Source organism: Pseudoalteromonas luteoviolacea, assembly GCF_018100925.1.
Lineage (GTDB): Bacteria > Pseudomonadota > Gammaproteobacteria > Enterobacterales > Alteromonadaceae > Pseudoalteromonas > Pseudoalteromonas obscura.
In genome coordinates, this window is record NZ_JAGJEH010000007.1 from 226404 (window position 1) to 243608 (window position 17205).

At 42.4% G+C, this 17205-nt stretch carries 13 protein-coding genes; 5 read left to right on the forward strand and 8 right to left on the reverse strand.

The window, feature by feature from the left end; translation table 11 throughout:
- Nucleotides 1-126: 126 nt before the first annotated feature.
- Nucleotides 127-1911, reverse strand: a complete 1785-nt coding sequence (locus J8M00_RS16515) for a S41 family peptidase (RefSeq protein WP_211011640.1) — start codon at nt 1909-1911, stop codon at nt 127-129.
- Nucleotides 1912-2336: 425 nt separating this feature from the next.
- On the opposite strand from J8M00_RS16515, the gene J8M00_RS16520 reads away from it, so the two are divergent.
- From J8M00_RS16520 to J8M00_RS16535, 4 genes are all read left to right on the forward strand, one after another.
- Nucleotides 2337-3032, forward strand: coding sequence for a fimbrial biogenesis chaperone (locus J8M00_RS16520; RefSeq protein ID WP_211011641.1), 696 nt, complete (start codon nt 2337-2339; stop codon nt 3030-3032).
- An 8-nt stretch (nt 3033-3040) separates the two neighbouring features.
- Nucleotides 3041-5494: a fimbria/pilus outer membrane usher protein gene (locus J8M00_RS16525; RefSeq protein ID WP_247687428.1), complete on the forward strand. Its 2454-nt coding sequence runs from the start codon at nt 3041-3043 to the stop codon at nt 5492-5494.
- Complete coding sequence (locus J8M00_RS16530) at nt 5494-6360, forward strand: hypothetical protein (protein ID WP_211011642.1); 867 nt, start codon at nt 5494-5496, stop codon at nt 6358-6360. The genes J8M00_RS16525 and J8M00_RS16530 overlap by 1 nt, the downstream gene beginning before the upstream one ends.
- Before the next feature lie 173 nt (nt 6361-6533).
- On the forward strand, nt 6534-7040 hold the full coding sequence (locus J8M00_RS16535; RefSeq protein WP_023398226.1) for a hypothetical protein: 507 nt from the start codon (nt 6534-6536) through the stop codon (nt 7038-7040).
- 473 nt (nt 7041-7513) lie between these two features.
- Here J8M00_RS16535 and J8M00_RS16540 read toward each other — a convergent pair whose 3' ends face one another.
- Nucleotides 7514-7930, reverse strand: coding sequence for a BLUF domain-containing protein (locus J8M00_RS16540; protein WP_211011643.1), 417 nt, complete (start codon nt 7928-7930; stop codon nt 7514-7516).
- A gap of 100 nt (nt 7931-8030) precedes the next feature.
- Here J8M00_RS16540 and J8M00_RS16545 point away from each other — a divergent pair, with 100 nt between their 5' ends.
- On the forward strand, nt 8031-9815 hold the full coding sequence (locus J8M00_RS16545) for a sensor histidine kinase (RefSeq protein ID WP_211011644.1): 1785 nt from the start codon (nt 8031-8033) through the stop codon (nt 9813-9815).
- A 170-nt stretch (nt 9816-9985) separates the two neighbouring features.
- Here the strand turns inward: J8M00_RS16545 and J8M00_RS16550 are convergent, their stop codons facing one another.
- The 6 genes from J8M00_RS16550 to J8M00_RS16575 are packed head-to-tail and all read right to left on the reverse strand — an operon-like array spanning nt 9986 to nt 17143.
- Nucleotides 9986-11278, reverse strand: coding sequence for a sensor histidine kinase (locus J8M00_RS16550; protein WP_211011645.1), 1293 nt, complete (start codon nt 11276-11278; stop codon nt 9986-9988).
- Entirely contained in the window at nt 11271-12536 is a 1266-nt protein-coding gene (locus J8M00_RS16555) for a sigma-54-dependent transcriptional regulator (protein ID WP_211011646.1), read from the reverse strand. Before J8M00_RS16555 ends, J8M00_RS16550 begins: the two co-directional genes overlap by 8 nt.
- Nucleotides 12537-12593: 57 nt before the next feature.
- Nucleotides 12594-13817, reverse strand: coding sequence for an ABC transporter permease (locus tag J8M00_RS16560; RefSeq protein ID WP_211011647.1), 1224 nt, complete (start codon nt 13815-13817; stop codon nt 12594-12596).
- A 10-nt stretch (nt 13818-13827) separates the two neighbouring features.
- A complete protein-coding gene (locus tag J8M00_RS16565) occupies nt 13828-15117 on the reverse strand; it encodes an ABC transporter permease (RefSeq protein WP_211011648.1) in 1290 nt (429 codons plus the stop codon).
- A gap of 10 nt (nt 15118-15127) precedes the next feature.
- A complete protein-coding gene (locus J8M00_RS16570) occupies nt 15128-15850 on the reverse strand; it encodes an ABC transporter ATP-binding protein (RefSeq protein WP_211011649.1) in 723 nt (240 codons plus the stop codon).
- Nucleotides 15851-15874: 24 nt separating this feature from the next.
- A complete protein-coding gene (locus J8M00_RS16575; protein ID WP_211011650.1) occupies nt 15875-17143 on the reverse strand; it encodes an efflux RND transporter periplasmic adaptor subunit in 1269 nt (422 codons plus the stop codon).
- Nucleotides 17144-17205: the final 62 nt, after the last annotated feature.

The window sequence follows — 17205 nt, forward strand, 5'->3', positions numbered from 1 at the left end:
TTCACTTTAAACTCAAGTGCGGGCTTTAAGCTACTTCTTCAAAAAGACATACAGTGAAACAGCTGCGGTAAAAAAGTGGAACTATTCATAGCACCACTTTTTGCTAGTTTAATATGCGCTAGAACCTTAACGTGCTAACGCCTGACGAACAAGTTGAGTTGCTTTTTCCATCTGAACATCTCGACTTTCCACAATAGATGCTTGTGTGGCTGGTACTAAGTAGTCCGGCTGAATACCCACTCCAATCAACTTACTCCCATCAACCTGATCAGAACGAGAGGCAGTATATATATATGTTACCCCACCATTAGCTTGGCCGGAAAACACCGTTCCAAACATAATATCGCCATTAATCCCTGCTGTTACCTCACCGACAATAGGAATATCCATATTTTGAGCAATCATTAAAAAATGTTCACCAGAACTTTGATTGTAGGTTTGAGATATGGCCACAGTAGGCACGTCATATAGCTTTTCATTTAGAGGGACACCGAGATCAAAAGACAAAGTGTGAGGGTCTGCCTGATTCGGTAACCTCTGGACAAATTGCTTAAAAGGACCAATTGTCGCTTTAGCGTCAGTGAAATAACCCAGAAGAGAGCGAATTAATGCGAAGTTTTTTGGGTAACCACGCATGTCCAAAACTATCGCTTGGGCAGTTTTAAGCCTCTCCTTTGCAGCGTCATAATGTGCTTGCTCTTTGATGTCATAAAGACGCAGGGCTACAACTCCATCACCCAACTCCTTAATCAGTGGCGGTTGTGTCTGGTTGTTGTAAAACCTACCTATCACTTTGTTATGTATTGTCGCCGTAGTGGTGGTGATTATTTCTCCACTTGGCTTTTTGAAAGTAAGTTTGTATAGATCCGGGGATTGATATGTATAGGCAAGCTGAGCTATTGCGATACTTCTTTCGAAATGTTTACTACGTAATCTAGTGCCTAGCATTTCATTTACCAGCTCAGCCACAGGCACATCATCAATTGCAAGTAGTTCATCCCCAATATCGATTTGCTGCGATAGATAGTCTGTTTTGTGAGTAAGGATCGCTTTATTTTCTATCTGTTGTAGTCGAATTGGTAAACTATACTGCCCATAAGCTGAATATTCCTCAGGGAGTCCAAAGTAGAGGTGATTGTCTTGCAGTTTACTCAGCTCTCTACGCGCTGTCGTTTCAAAATTGCCTGGCTCATCAATACACGCCTGCAGTAGCACCGAATGGCTATCTTGCCAATTTACATCTACTTGTTCAAAGTACGGCCAAAAATGATAGATCTCACCCCAAATTGAACTCAGAGCAGCCATGCACATTGCTGGTTGGTGCAATGACAGGTTTCTTTTTTGTTCCTTAAATGCCTTACCAGCGAGGCTATCTTGTTCACTTAAATACAGGGGCCAATAAACAGCTTGGCTATCATAAATATCACTATAAAAATCAGACTTTGCAGTTAACATTGAGCTTTTTAGCTCTTCAGGTTTATCTGATAATAGCGTACGTTCATATACATAAAACCATCGAGCGGCTCCATTGTACCAAGTACGAGCAGCCCCTTGTTTATCCAACACAGGAAGCTTACCTTTGTCGACCTCAATGTAAGGGGCAACCTTTTTCAATTCCAACATGGCGTATTGCATCCGCGCTGTAGCAGGCTGTTTTACCATATCGCTGATGACATGCTCTAGAAAGTAGTCCCACTGAGTATCTGAAACAACTTCACTCGGGTAGAAATAACGTACCCTATGCACAAACTCACTAAACTCAATAATATCCGGCAAAGCAGCCTGATATTGTGCTTTATCTGTAAACTCAGTCTGCACAGCGCTGCCTGCGTTGTCACTGGCATGAGAAGTGCTTGTCATTGTCAGCAATATGCCAACATAGATCACACTTATTTTTTGTCTTAACTTCATACTAACTCCTTTTTTATTATGTAAGCCAAAACTACATTATAAAACGGCAAGGATTTGTCAATAAACCAATAAAATCAATGATTTATTTAATATCAGTAGTGTGATTGTCTAAAACTGTTGGCAGTTGCATCGAGTGCTGAATTGGTGGCAGGAATGTCTCATTTAATTAATAACATAACGAAAATAGAGTTAACTCTTAGTTACTCGCTCAATTAACGCAATAAAAACCTCCACATCATTGAAATTATTGATTAAAGTTAAAAAGGAAAGATACTAAATGAAGCTGTATTTACATATGAATTTCGCTTAGTAGAATACTTAAACCCTCATATTTTTTACTGAGCGAGCAATTTATGCTTGTATTAACATATAGTAACGGTATCGTATAGCAAATTTTATAATCAAGCTTGTTTGTTGGAAGTCAAATGCGTTTACTAATGTTACTCCTTTTTTGGTTATCAATCCCTGCCATGGCCTATCAAGTTCAACCCATGATTGTTGACTTAGCTGCACATGGTAACAAATCATTAGTCACTTATCGTTTGCAAAACCCTAGTGAAAACACATTACCCATCGAAATAGAAGTATATAAGCGTACATTTGATGAAAACCAACAGGAAATACTGGTACCTGCAGAAGACGACTTTATTGTTTTACCACCGCAAGTCGAAGTAAAAGCAAAAAGTTATCAAGTTTTCCGCGCCAAGTACTTGGGCTCGCCAGAGCTTAAAGAAACCCACTCTTACCGAATTGTATTTAAACAATTACCATTGCCAGATGAAGACGATAAATCAGGGGTTAAAATGGTATTTAATTTTGCAACCCTAGTATTTGTCAGCCCTGATGGCATAAAAGCGCAACAGCAAAGTGAGATCCGTTGCGAAAAAACCGATGATTGCAAGCTCACAATAGCTAACAAAGGTAACCGAGTATTAGACTTATCTCATTTTGACTACCACTTCCACCAAGGCGAAACAGTCATTAGTTGGGCGCAACTGCAATCAATTACATCTGGGCGCTTCATTATGCCTGGGCACAAGATGGAAGTTGATTTAAAACCCATCATTACAGACAAGCCTTCCAAAAGCGCAGAGCTAATAAACCTATTCGATAAAAAGTAGCTTTATCTATGTTATTTTTGGGCGCTTATATTCGGCCTATTGATTTGAAGTGTGTGTTATACGCACTTCTTTTATTTTGGGTTTCTAAGACATTTTCTGCCACCTTCGAGATGGACTTTCCTGTGCGGCTGCACATTGCCGAGATAGGGCAAGTTTCTGCCGCTACCGATGGAATAGAGTTGAAATCGATTGCCGCTACCGAGTTTAAAGACAAAATGCAGTCGGTGTTGAGCGAAGAAATACTGGCATGGTTAACCGAGCTTGGTGACACAGCCATCACACCGGCTGAATTCTCAGCTAAAGGGATTGAGCTCACCCTACAGCCACAAGACCTGACAATTGAAATGTCCCTGTCAGAAGCGGCAATGGCCACAGACAGCTTGTCGTACGGCAGACAAAAGCACTTTGAACTCCCCGAGGGAGAAGCAAAGTGGGCGGTTTTGAATAACCTTAACTTGAATCATGAACGAACCAATAACAACCATGACCATAGATCACAACTGGAATGGCTAATAGATGCAAATATTGGCGGCGGAGACGGCATCAATATGAAAAGCTCTGTGTTTTGGGAAAATGGCAATCAGCGATCTAGTAAAGTTTATCGAGGAGAAACAGCATTTTACTATGATCAACCAGATAAGCCATTGCGATACACATTAGGCGACACCAGCATGAATAGCGCAGGGCACTTACCTGGTGCCCAACTGGCTGGATTTAGTATTGAGAAAGCTTACTCTAAATTGCAACCACAACGTCGTATCACACCCGGCAATAGCCAACAGTTTGTGCTTCCTCGCGCTGCTCTGCTCGAAGTTTACATCAATGATTTTTTGATCTCCCGATTGCGTTTAAAAGCGGGTCGATATGACCTAAGTGATCTGCCGCTCACATCAGGGGAGAACAATATTCACGTGGTTGCAACTTACCCCAATGGCGAAAAAGAAGATTTTTATTTTACAACACATTACAATGCTAGATTGCTAGCAAAAGGACTAAGTGATTACTCACTGTCAGTTGGTTATCTCTCTTCTCTTGAAGACCAACGTTTTCACTATGACGACGACTTAATCATATCTGGTACATATGAATACGGATTAAGCGATTCCTTTACATTTGGTTTCAATGGCGCTGTGCACCCGCGAGGCCATGTGCTGGGTACACTGGCAACCATTAATAGCCCGATAGGTAATCTCTCGCTGCGCTACTCTCAAAGTGAAGTGAATGGCACAGTGGGCAGTATCTACTCGCTGGAAACTGAACATAGTATTTTCGGTCACGGTAATGTTGGCTCACCAAACTTCCGATTGGGGTACGAGATCAGCCATGACTTTACCAGCAGCCCTTGGCTTGAATTCGATACCAGAAACAACCGCAACCGTGCATTTGTTGATTATAGCTATTTTATTAATGAACATATGGACTTGAACTTCAACGCAACGCGTGCCCAAAACGATGATAACTTTGTAACTGACAGCATCACCGCTGAATTTAATGTTCGATATGAGACAATTCGCTTGAGAATGGGTTACAACCATACCCAAAGTGAAGATGATAGAATTGAGCCTGACAACCAGTTCTTTCTCAACTTTACTTGGAATTACGACAGCCGTGAAAATAGCAATCGTGCAAGAGCCCAATACAACAGTCGCACCAAGGTATCGAGTGCCAGCTACGCAAAAACCAATCACAATTTCGTCAATGACTATGGTTATCAAGTACTGGCTGAGCAAGGGGAAGACTTTAGACAGGAGCAATTAGAAGCGAGTTATACAGGCGCTTTTGTCAGAGCAGATATCAGTGCCAACAACCATTCCCGTTTTGGCATTCGTTCAGACAGTAGCGCCAGTGTGAACTTATCAACCAGCTTAGGTGTTGCTGATGGCCACTTTGGTATGGGGGCGACCACCACCGCGCCATTTGCCGTAGTGACCAAACACAATACACTTAAAGATGCAGATGTGTTGATAAATGTTGATAGGACTGGGCGAGCGCAAACTAAACCAAGCAACCATATAGGTGCTCTCATTGATTTAGGTAACGGCTACAGTAAAACTCAGCTTAACATTGATGTACCTGACGCCCCACTTGGCTACGACTGGGGTCCTGGCATCTATGTTAAAGTAGGAGGCGCAGCAACAGGCCATCATATTCAAATAGGGTCTGACTTATCATATACCATTATTGGCACCTTAGTTGATGATAAAGGCACACCAATTGCAATGAAACGAGGGCGTATTGTAAAACAGCAAAACGCCGAGTCCGCCGATCCCCAAGCACAAAGTTGGCCGTTTTTCACCAACCGCGCCGGGCGCTTTGTGGTAGAAGGAATAAGCTTGGGTCATTTTGACATCGAGTTGAATAACTTAGTCGGACAACTGAATATTGCTGACACCGAACAGCGGTTTGTCAGAATAGGTAAAGTAGTATTAAAACCAGCCCAGCCTAAAGGAGGCGCACATTGATGAAGTTCAAGATCTTGGTATTGCTGATTTTGAGTTATCTGCTGTTCACTTCACCAGCACAGGCTAACTGGCGCAATTGCTACGGTAATTTATTAGCCACCTCCAATCCCAGCGATATTATTACTGAGCACAAAAATCGTGTTTCAGTCTTTTTACCCCTTAAAGTGCAGGTGTCAGATAGGTTACTCGACTGCGCCGATGAGATATGGGTTGAAGATGTCTACTACTACTCAATGGTTTTTGAAGGCCCTACTCAGGATAAATACGCCAAGCTGTTTGATGCTCAGTTTAAAAAAATCAAAGTGAGAAATGGTATTTGGAAGTCAAAGCTCACAGATCGCTCTACTCAAATGTGGGTGCGCCTGAGGCATTACAGCTTATTCCCAGCAGGTGAATATTACGGTGCCATTAAAGTATCAGTTGTTAGAAACAACCAAGTCGTAGAAGAGCAATATCTAGACATGACTTATTATTCTGAGCCCCAAGTGTCAATATCACTGGATAATAATAGTAAAGGCAAAGTATCCGGTGGTCATGGCCAATACCAGATCAACTTGGGCGAACTGAAAAGTAATATGCGTTTTTACTGGGGCATTAAAATTCTCAGCAATAGCTCTTACGATATTGTCTTGGACTCTGAATTCAATGGATTGCGTCATGAAACCAACACTCGAGCACTGATTGATTACACCATCGCCTTTGATAACGTCAAAATATCGTCATCAGAGCAACTTAATCGCAGCTACAACTTTTATTCAGGTGTCAAAAATAAGTGGTATGGCTTTGAATTTGTTTTGGGCAATGTCGAGCTAATGCCAGCTGGCTATTATCGAGATAATTTATCACTCACTGTATATCCCAGGTAAGCATATGATAATAAAAGGTTAAATGAATTTTTATCACACAGAGCACAAAAAGTTTGGAATAATATTTCATTCTTGGCACACCCTTTGCTTTTAAAATATCAACTAGGCAACGACGCCTAGAATTGAAAACTAGATATAAAAACTACTTCGTGTTTTGTTTAAGGGGAAAAGCCATGAACGCATTACTAAAATCACTATTCGCTGCAACTGCATTCACATCAATCACCGCAGCAGCTGCTGTCTCAGATATCTCAGGTACTGAAGCTAAATTCACTTTCGAAGGTACAATCGCACCAATGTGTAAAACAAGTAGCGGTAGCAGCAACAGCGTTACTGGTCTAAAGCTTGATTCTTCTCAGCAGACGCAAGAAATCGGTACTCTAGATGTATGGTGTAACACTGGCGAAAATGCAACGACAGAGTACACATCTGCAAACGGTGGTTTCCTAGTCGCAAACAACGCGAAAGGTAGTAAAATCGCTTACACACTAAACATCGGTGATACTTCTGGTATCGATTTACAGACTGGTACTTACAAGCATTCAAAAGCAACGACAGCGGGTACAGGTGTGACTGGTGAAACTCAAGCTACATCGCTTAAAATCACGCCTCAGTCAAACGGTCTAGATGACGCAGGTACTTACTCTGATACTATCACAGTAACAGTAAGCCCTAACTAATTTGAAATTGGGCAGATAAGTTTATGGCTTAATCTTTACTGCCCAAATCATCTAATATGAGCTGATTAAAGTATGTATCAGCTCATTCTTCCAACCAAGCCGCTCCCTCATTTATGCCAAAGTCGTGGCATTTCATAGACAATGGCCTTGACGTAATTACAGCAAAACCGACTCAGTTGAGTACATTGTTTTCTAAAAAACAAGTTGATTAAAATTTAGCTTACCCAAGACTCTAACTATATGGGTTTAGACAAATTCACAAACCAAGTTACAACCGATTTAAAAGCACAACTCTATCTCTTTGAGCTAAAGAGCCCAGATCAGCATTAGCTATTCTCAGGCTTGCAAACCAGCACTGGTTGACTGCGGCACACACTCATACAGCGCATATCTTGATAGTCTAAAACAACAGCGTATAGAGCAATGCCCGAACTCAATCAACAAAGAAAGCTGTAAGATAAAACACAATCGACCTATATATCAGTCTGAAAAGCGGCCATATCCATTAAAAAAGATAGAGCCTGAGTTTGGCTCATTTGCTCGGGATCAAACTCGGTTTGGCCGTTTTTACGTAGTAACTCATAAAAAGATTCAGAGCCCCCAGCATAGCCCATTTGCCACTTTGCAAAAGTTGGGCTCTCTACCTCGTCGTAACTGATAATGGTTGCTTCTTCATGCCTTGGATCATCGGCAATATCGAGATAAAGTTCATTAACGGCTTCTCTGTCCCCTTCTAAGGCTTGCAAAAAGAACTGGTTTTCAAAACAAAGCATGCCACATACCGCAATTTCATCGTTATTAGATCGAGCCGTTTCCAAAATATTACGTAAATCCGACAAGCTCATACTGCGAGATGCCTGACTAAAATATACCAACCTGACTAGCTTCATACCCTTACGCTCCTAGTAATGGCCACTCAAATACCTTTGCACAGAAAGTGTAATCATTGGCTATAGTTAACAAAAATACAAGGCAAGAACAGCAATGATTATGGAAAGACAACAGCACACCATTTTGAGCATTGGCCCACATTCGACGTCCCTGGAAACACTTTTAAAACAACTTAATTGCAATGTTGAAACTGCCACTAACTTAAGAGCAAGCAAAAAGCTTATACGTAAGAAAAAGCCAGGGCTTCTGGTGCTAAACGTAGAAGACACAGACTCAGAAGAGTTAGCTGAACAGTTACTGGAATATGTCAGAGTCGGTTGCCAAGACAAGGACATGATATTTATTGTTGCGCACCAACCTGAGCGTATGCCCGATGCATTAAGCTGGATTGAAAACTATGATATCGCCAGCTTTATTAGCCTTGCTCAAAACAAAGAAGCCTTCAACTTAAGCGTCATCGAGCGCAACCTCAAAGCTTGGCAACGACTTTTACAAATTAACGCACAGCACAAGGCTGAAAGTGATTTATTGATGAGTGTCGCCCACTTACATAGGAACAATAACGACATTAATGAAGTCATGCTTACGTTTATGCAATCCCTTGCCAACATCGCCTGTGCGACAACACATTGTAGAATTAAGATCAGCAATCAACATGACGGTGAGCTAAGCCAAGTATGGCCACAGCAACAATTGGTAGAAAAGGCACTGACTGATGCTTTTGGGTTGCCAACTTTGCCCGCCTATCTAGCTCGTTCACTTACAGAAAAAAAGCCTCAAATTGACCTTTTACCAAGTAAGGAAACATTTCATTCGGTTAATCAATTGCTGGGGGCAAACCTCAGTAGTTATCTTATATTTCCTATTGTTGTTTACGACAAAGTGCTGGAGTTAATGGTGTTTTTCATTGATGAACAAGCAATGGATTCAGTGTCTATGCGACAGATAGACGTTGTCAGTAAATCCGCAGAGCAATTAACCATCTTACTAGAAAGAAAAGAATCAGAGCGGCGCTTGAAGAAGCAATGTAAAAGGTTAAAAGAAGCGCTGATTAAGCTAAAGCAAACCCAAACACAACTTGCTCACAGTGAAAAAATGGCAACTGTCGGCCAGTTTGCAGCAGGCATCGCCCATGAGATCAATAACCCACTCTCTTCTGTGTTAAGTAACTTTGGCTCAATGGATAATTACCTAGACAGCATCCTTAATTTGCAAAATTTACACGACCAATTTTTGAGTGCCGTTGAAGTTGGCAATCAGCATATTGGCGCGGAAATTAAAAACCAAATCAGTGACTATCGAGGACAATCGGATATTGATTTTATTTATGATGATATCCGTGAAATTGTCGCCCAATCTCAAATGGGGTTAAGCCGAGTCAGCGAAATCATCAAAGATTTGCAATCATTTACAGCGCCAAATAATCAACACCAAACCAAACTAGACGTTGCCACAGTTGTGGAGCAAAGCTTGATGTTACTGAACAACCAAAACCCCAGCGCAATTTCAGTGACAACCAATTTTTCGCATACTTGCCAGCCAACTTCTAATCCTGGATTTGTACAGCAGATCTTAACCAATTTACTGAAAAATGCTTTTCAAGCCGTAGCGCAATGTCGTAATGACCACCCGTTTGTTGAACTAAGCTCAAAAGAAGCTGATGACATGCTATTGCTTACAGTGAAAGATAATGGCCCAGGGATCCCCTTGGATATTCAAGAGAAGGTTTTTGACCCATTTTTTACGACCAAAGAAGTTGGTCAAGGCAGCGGACTGGGCCTATCGGTGAGTTACAACTTGAGTAAGCGGCTTGGTGGCAGTTTATCGCTTCAATCGGAACTCGGTGAATGTACCTCTTTTACCTTAGCACTGCCGATAAACTAAATCACTATGCTGGCGCTGAGTGATTTCCTAGTATGTACCTTGCTCATTTTTCGGCGGTATGAGGATCCAACGGCCACTAAAGGTACAAATAAAATAAATAACACTATGAATATATAAGTCAGATTATGCAATGCCTGCCCTTGTTACAGTGGGCCTATTATTACTGGGGATCAACATGGCAAATAAACACTGACAATGGCACCGCCATCTTCACAATTGCGAAAAGCGAGCTTACCCTGATGCGCATCAATGATCTCGCGGCACAATGCTAAACCAAGCCCAGTTCCAGAGTGCTTTGTCGAATAAAACGGTAGCAGGGCGTTTTCCAGTACTTCTTGAGCCATACCGGTGCCAAAATCTCGCACTTCAATGGTAATTCCCTGTCGTTCTAGTTCAATAAAGCGTAATTGCACTAATGGCGTTTGTGCTTGCTCACTTTGTGCTTCATGGGCATTTTTCAAAATATTAATCAGTACCTGCTCCAGCTGGTGCTCATCGGCATACAGGGCAGATTCAGGGATCTCATTTGTCAGTTCAAATGGGTACAAAGCGTTTAATTGCTCTAACAACGCTGGCCACCTAATTAATGTTTTGCTAGGTAACTTTAGTTTGGATAACTCACCATAGCCTTTGATAAACTCATTTAAATGACCGATCCGCCGCGATATAGAGCTAAACACTCTATCTAGGCGAGGTTCTTCTAGATTCTGCGCCAGTAACTGACCTGAATGACACATGGAGCTGATCGGGGCTATGGAATTATTTAACTCATGGCTGAGTACCCTGATGACTTTTTTCCAAGTTTGTACTTCTTGGCGACCAAGCTCGTGGGTGATGCTTTTCAACAAGTATAGGGTATGGCTCGCTTGATGAATGCGCATACCTGACTTTGCTAAGTGCCATGCTTGCTCTTCACCACTGGCATCCTTGAGCGTGAAAATGCTCTCTCCGCTATTTTGCAATGCCTCCGCAAACCCGCCATCTAACTCATTGCGTATAGCTAACCAATCGTGCCCTAACAAAGACTCACCGTGATTAAACATCAACTCAGCAGCGCGGTTAGCAAAAATGATTTTATGATCCGGGCTCACTAAAAATGTTACCACAGGCGATGTATTAAGCACTTTATCTAACAGCATTTCACGTTGATAAAGATGTTGCCGCTCTTTTCTCAGTTTTTCTGCGCACTGGTTAAATACAGTAAAAACACTATCGTAAATTGGGTGTTTTTTGGGCGCGATACTGACCGAAAAATCCCCATCAATCAGGCTTAACAAGCCTTGTTCAATACTGCGCTGAATATTCGCCTGTGCCTTATTGTATCTGTGGTACACGTAACCAATTAAACTAAACAGCACAGTACCAATCAGTAAAAAAACCAGCGGGTAATCAGGGCCATATACAACCCCAGCAATAGAAAAAGCGACTTGGCACAAAAAGAAAAAGCTCAGTAACTTAGTCATCGCTCTTTTCCAGTTTGAACTTTTCGATGCGTCGATAAAGGGTCTGACGACTTAAACCGAGCTCCTGAGCCGCATGCGCAATTGTCCAATTATGCTTGTCCAACACCTGCTGCATGTGCTCTTTTTCACTCAGTATTGAAGTTTGTTCTTGCCCTTGGAATGCACTTGCGGTTACACAGTCCCCCTCAGCAAAAATCAGTGCTCGCTTACAGGTATTTTCAAGCTCGCGTACATTGCCCGGCCAAGTGTATTGCATCAAGAATTGTTCGGCATCTTTTGACAACGAGTGTGCGTCACCAATAAAGTGGTTCGCCAGCGGTATAATGTCCGCTCTGCGCTTATTGAGTGGCAAAATAGTCAACTCCATTCCATTTAGTCGATAGAAAAGATCTTCTCTAAAATCACCATTTTTAATATCGAGCTGCAGATTTGCATTAGTCGCACTGATCACCCTAACATCCACTTTTTGCGTCACATTTGAACCCAGCCGCTCAAACTCTCCCGTTTGCAAAACACGTAATAGTTTCATTTGACCTGAAAGCGGTAAATTACCAATTTCGTCTAAAAATAGTGTACCACCATCTGCCGCTTCGAAACGTCCAGCCCTTGCTTGATTTGCCCCAGTAAACGCGCCTTTTTCCGCACCAAATAACTCTGCTTCCATCAACTCTTGTGGAATTGCGCCCATATTAACCTTAATAAAGGGTTGTGTCGCACGTTGAGACTTTTGATGCACAAAATCAGCTAGCTTTTCTTTGCCAGAGCCATTTGGGCCGGTGATAAGCACATTGATATCTGCTGCTGCAACCTTGGTAGAAGTATAAATCAGCTCTGACATTTCTTTGCTTTGGTAAACGAGTGCGCACTCTGTTGATTGAGTTACTTTGGCCGCCAACTGCTCTTTGATCGCACCAAGGAGCTTTTGGTCATCCCAAGGCTTGGGAAGATAATCTGCTGCGCCAGACTTTACCAATGAAATAGCGGTTTCTAGCTGGCTCCAGGCAGTGATAATAATAATCGGCAGTGACGGGTTGAGTTCTTTTAGCGCACTAAATAATTGCTTGCCTTCTTCCCCTGATGTGGTGCCTTCGCTAAAGTTCATATCCTGGATCACCAAGTCGACTTTTTGATGCGATACAGCCAAAAGTGCTTCTTTTACACTCGTCACACTCAGTACTTTGTAATCGTGAATACTCAGTAGCAAATCTAGTGCATCTAAAATATCTGGGTTGTCATCAACAACGAGAATTGTGTTCATACGTGCTTTGCAAACATACAGCGGCTATCAAGCCGCTGCATGTTGATTCCTTATTATTTATAGCGTGCGAGTCGCTGTGACAGGCGCTATTTTTGTTGTTTTCCAAGCTGGTAGCCCAGTTGCTGCAGTACCAGAGATAAACACGATAATAACACAAATCAAATAGCTCATTACATCAGGTTTAGGCATTAAAATAACGTTAGCTAACAACATATTAATGGCAATAACACTGACCACGCCTAGCCCTCCAGCAATCGCACTCACCAACCAGTTTTCACTCAACACATACAGCAATACATCTTTTTTACGCGCGCCTAATGCACGTCTGATCCCAATGAGTTTTTTCTGCTTTGAAACATGGAAATGCGCGTGTGCGAAGCAGCTTATCATCGTTACCAATAACATAAATGCCGTCAATAAACTAAATAATGTGGCCAAACTGGTTGCTTGTTTAAAGTAGTCACTATGATGATCTTCCATCGTGATTATTTCGCGTATGTCACGCTCTGGGTGTACTTTTTTCAGCGCATCCCTGATCACTTGCTTAGTGTGTTTTAAATCGCCCGGTGCCACTTTAACCATATATATCAACCTAGATTGTGCACGTGCCATATTGCGAAATTTAAAGATTCCGTAGTGCGGATAAGCGCGCGTAGGCCTGATCGCAAAGTCAGAAACAACCCCGACAATACGACCTTCAGAAGTTTGCTTTCCAACCGCAGACTCCCCCGGATAAAGCGCTTCAGCCAATGACCGAGAGATGACAATATTTGGTTCAAATTCAGGGGATTCTAGATACCCACGCGTTGCATTGTCGTCCGCGTTGAAGTTTCTTCCAAGATGCATTTGCGTATCTAATAACTTAAAGAAATCTTGCCCTACATAATAGGTAGGTATGCCACTGAACTGACGCTCTACAGGCATATCTTCTGGGTGGTTAATATCTTCTATTGAGTGATAATTTCCACCGCGCATTAATGGTAACTGGTTAGTATATGTCACCATCTCTACTACATTGAGGTTTGCCAGTGCCGCCATATCTTCATCAACAACAGACAAAAAGAAATCTGCGTCCAAAAAGGCTTCTGAGGTGGGGCGAACTTGAAACGCCAACACATTCTCCATGTCAAAACCAACATCACGAGATAACTTTTCATTCGCATCAATACTCAGCAATAGGCTGTTACATGCCAGACCAATGGTTAGAACCAGTTGAAATATGAGTAAGCCCGTCGCAAACTTGCGCAGCAACATTGATTTAAATAGTGCTTTTATGTTCATGAGCCTGCTCCTACTTTAAAATACTTGCCAGTGGCGTGCGAGCGCCCTGAACTAAAGGGTAAATGGTACTTAATAAACTCGATGTCAGGGCCACACCAAACCCAATCACGACCATATGCAATGGTAATTCGGCAACGGGTGCTAGGTCTTCAAAGAGTTGACGGTACAAAGCTAACAAGCTAATTGCCAACACCAGTGACACCAGTGCACACGTTATACCTAAAATAACGCTTTCAATAACCCCTTGATAAAACACCTGTTTGCGACTTGCACCAACAGCGCGCCTTAAATTGGATTCGAACTGCCCTGCTTGATAGCGCGACAACATTAAGCTATTGGCATTGAAGATGCACACCAGTAAAAACAACCCCGTGGCAAATGTAAAAGCCAATAAGTCCTTGTTAACTACTTCGTTATACTCAAGCCAATCGTTGACATCATATAAGCGATTGTCGACCTCATGACGGTGGTTGCCCTTCTCCTGCAACTGCTGGGCATGACCATCAATAAAGGTCTGAAAAGCGAGCTTCTGCTGCGCGTCTACTAACTCAACAAATGCTTGAATGTAGTATGCATTTACCTGCCTTGTTTCACTCAAAGTCGTGTAATCATCAGTCGATAAAGCGCGCGCGTGAATTGCCCAGTTGTTATCAATCGCGACTTCGATGGGAACAAAAATATCATCGGTTTTGTTAAATGCTCGCCCTTCAGTTGCATGATAAAATAACGGCTTCATAATCCACGGTTTTAGTACGCCGACAATATTATAAATTTGGCCTTGTAACTCCAACTGTTCACCGACACTGTTTTCACCACCAAACAATTTGATGTTGAGCTCATGACCAATCACAATGTTGTTACTGTGCTCATTTTTCCACGCTTCACCAAACGCAAATTCAGCGCCCATCATGGCGAAAAAAGACGCTGTGGTTGCGCGTGTTGCGCTTGAATAACGCGTCAAGTCTTGCGAATCTGCGCGACGGCTATAAACATTGGTTGCATAATGCATGGTAGCGCGGTTTGCAACCCCCGCATCAACAATCGCTTTCGCATCGCTATACCTTATAGTGTGCATACTGCCAAAGGTATTATTTGCGCCAGCATATGTATTCATATTCACACTAAAGATTTGGTCACTTTTTCCGGGGATAGGATCTTGTGACATCAAAGACAACATAGATAAATTTGCCAGTAAAGTGCCAATACCTATCGATAAAGTGAGCATGATCAAAGCGAAAAATAGCGGCGTACGTTTAAAGTTTCGTATGCAAAGCTGAACATAATAGGTAAACATTTCCATTGTAGGCTCCTTAAATCGACAGTGTTTCTTGATTAGCTGTTTGTGCCTTACTGACTGGCGCATAGATACTGTAATCGGTAATTTGCCCATCTATAATTTGGATATTGCGATTCACTTCTCGGGCCTGATCCGGATCATGGGTAACCATAATTATGGTGCTGCCTTTTTTGTTGATTTCTTTAAGTAGATCCATGATCTGTCTAGCCATTAGTGAGTCGAGGTTTCCCGTTGGTTCATCCGCTAACAAAATTTTCGGCTCTCCTGCCAAAGCTCGAGCGATGGCTACCCGCTGTTGCTGACCACCAGAGAGCTGGCTTGGCAAGTAGGCGTGACGACTGGCAAGCCCCACCAACTCGAGCGCATGCTCAATACGGCTACGTCTTTGCTTTGCACTCAGGCCGCGATAGCGCAGTGGCATGTCCACGTTGTCATAAATACTGTAATCAGGGATCAAGTTGTAGTTTTGAAAAATGAATCCTATTTTTTCATTTCTCAGACGAGATAGGTCGTCGTCTGACAAACCATTTACACTGGTCCCATCTAAGATATATTCCCCCTCATTAAAGTCATCGAGTAATCCAGCCACGTTTAAAAACGTCGATTTACCTGAGCCCGATGGCCCTGTCACAGCGACAAATTCGCCTGCCTCAACCTGCAGATTAAAATCGCGCAGTGCGTGAGTTTGGATGGTGTCACTGCGATATACTCGGCTAATATTTTTCATAGAAAGCATAATGAGATCCTTAATTCTTATTAATTATTTTGAAATTTTAAAAGTTTTACTTTGGCTGAATGCGTCATAATCAGAAATGATCACTTCATCACCTTCTTGAACACCGCTGAGTAGCTCAACGTACTCTACACTCGATGCCCCCACTTGAATATTCATTAATTGCGCGACTTGGTCGCGAATAACAAAAGCTTGTTTACCGCCAAAACTGGTTAAAAATGGTCCGCGCTTAACTTGCAGAACCTGCGATTTTTTCTCAAATTCGATACGGCCATTCACACGTTGGTTTTGACGCAACTTTACATTGTTGCCAGACGCCAATTTAACTCGCACCGCAACTTGGTTTTGCTTAATTTCTGGTGACACTGAGCTAATCGCACCTTGGTACTGTTGACCGGAAAATGTGATCTCAACATTTAAGCCAATGCCTAAATCATCTGCATAAAACTCAGGTACTTGTAACTCTGCTTCATATTCTGACAAGTCAACTATGCTCATCAAGGCCTGCGCATCTGCCACTTGTTCTTTTTGTTGCACTAACCAACTTCCCACCACACCATTGACTGGTGCGCGTACTTCTAGAGCGCGCTTTCGGCGCTGAAGCTCTTGCAATATTTGAGTTTGTCGTTTAACAGATAAACCACGAGTTTGCGCTTCAAAATCAAGGCGCTTTTTTGCCATGCTGACACGCTTTTGAGCATGTTTGTGCATTAGCTGTGCTTCAAGCAGCGTATCTTGACTGCGCGCATAATCTAACTCACTTATCACTTGTCTATCGAAAGACTCTTGCGAACGCTGCTGTTCACGCTTTGCAGCATTGAGGCGTACCACTGCTTCATCTAAGCTGCGTTCTAAGTCCAATTGCGCTTCTTCATCTGCCAATGTGCCTCGGTCGGCATCTAACTTCAATTGCGACAGTAACGAAGTCTGCTGCTCTATTTGCGCACTCAACTCAGGACTCTCTAAAGTGGCTACAACTGTGTTTTTTTCAACAGTGTCCCCAGGTTTAACTAATAAAGTAACTTGACCCGGCTCAGGGCTATAGACCTGCGGAGCATTGGCTGCAACCAAACGACCAGATACTGAAGCATCTCTAATTAGGTCTTGTTTAATTACCTTAGCTGTGAGCAATTGTGCGTATGAAACCGTTTTGATCCCTGAGTACCACTGACTGATCGCCGGGATAGACAGCACAGTGAAAAGTGTCATGAATACCGCTGACACAACATATTTAAGTTTGCTTTTTGCCTTACTTGGCGCGATGACTTCATCCTGAGATTGAGTTCCTTTAATCATAATCCTATACCTGTTAATTGATATACCTAGGTATAAGCGAGGACAGTGCCAAAATTTAAAAA

Coding starts and splice junctions, on each gene's coding strand:
- J8M00_RS16560 (WP_211011647.1), bottom strand. CDS start 13,817: ATGAACATAAAAGCACTATTTAAATCAATGTTGCTGCGCAAGTTTGCG.
- J8M00_RS16565 (WP_211011648.1), bottom strand. CDS start 15,117: ATGGAAATGTTTACCTATTATGTTCAGCTTTGCATACGAAACTTTAAA.
- J8M00_RS16545 (WP_211011644.1), top strand. CDS start 8,031: ATGGAAAGACAACAGCACACCATTTTGAGCATTGGCCCACATTCGACG.
- J8M00_RS16575 (WP_211011650.1), bottom strand. CDS start 17,143: ATGATTAAAGGAACTCAATCTCAGGATGAAGTCATCGCGCCAAGTAAG.
- J8M00_RS16540 (WP_211011643.1), bottom strand. CDS start 7,930: ATGAAGCTAGTCAGGTTGGTATATTTTAGTCAGGCATCTCGCAGTATG.
- J8M00_RS16535 (WP_023398226.1), top strand. CDS start 6,534: ATGAACGCATTACTAAAATCACTATTCGCTGCAACTGCATTCACATCA.
- J8M00_RS16530 (WP_211011642.1), top strand. CDS start 5,494: ATGAAGTTCAAGATCTTGGTATTGCTGATTTTGAGTTATCTGCTGTTC.
- J8M00_RS16555 (WP_211011646.1), bottom strand. CDS start 12,536: ATGAACACAATTCTCGTTGTTGATGACAACCCAGATATTTTAGATGCA.
- J8M00_RS16515 (WP_211011640.1), bottom strand. CDS start 1,911: ATGAAGTTAAGACAAAAAATAAGTGTGATCTATGTTGGCATATTGCTG.
- J8M00_RS16525 (WP_247687428.1), top strand. CDS start 3,041: ATGTTATTTTTGGGCGCTTATATTCGGCCTATTGATTTGAAGTGTGTG.
- J8M00_RS16520 (WP_211011641.1), top strand. CDS start 2,337: ATGCGTTTACTAATGTTACTCCTTTTTTGGTTATCAATCCCTGCCATG.
- J8M00_RS16550 (WP_211011645.1), bottom strand. CDS start 11,278: ATGACTAAGTTACTGAGCTTTTTCTTTTTGTGCCAAGTCGCTTTTTCT.
- J8M00_RS16570 (WP_211011649.1), bottom strand. CDS start 15,850: ATGCTTTCTATGAAAAATATTAGCCGAGTATATCGCAGTGACACCATC.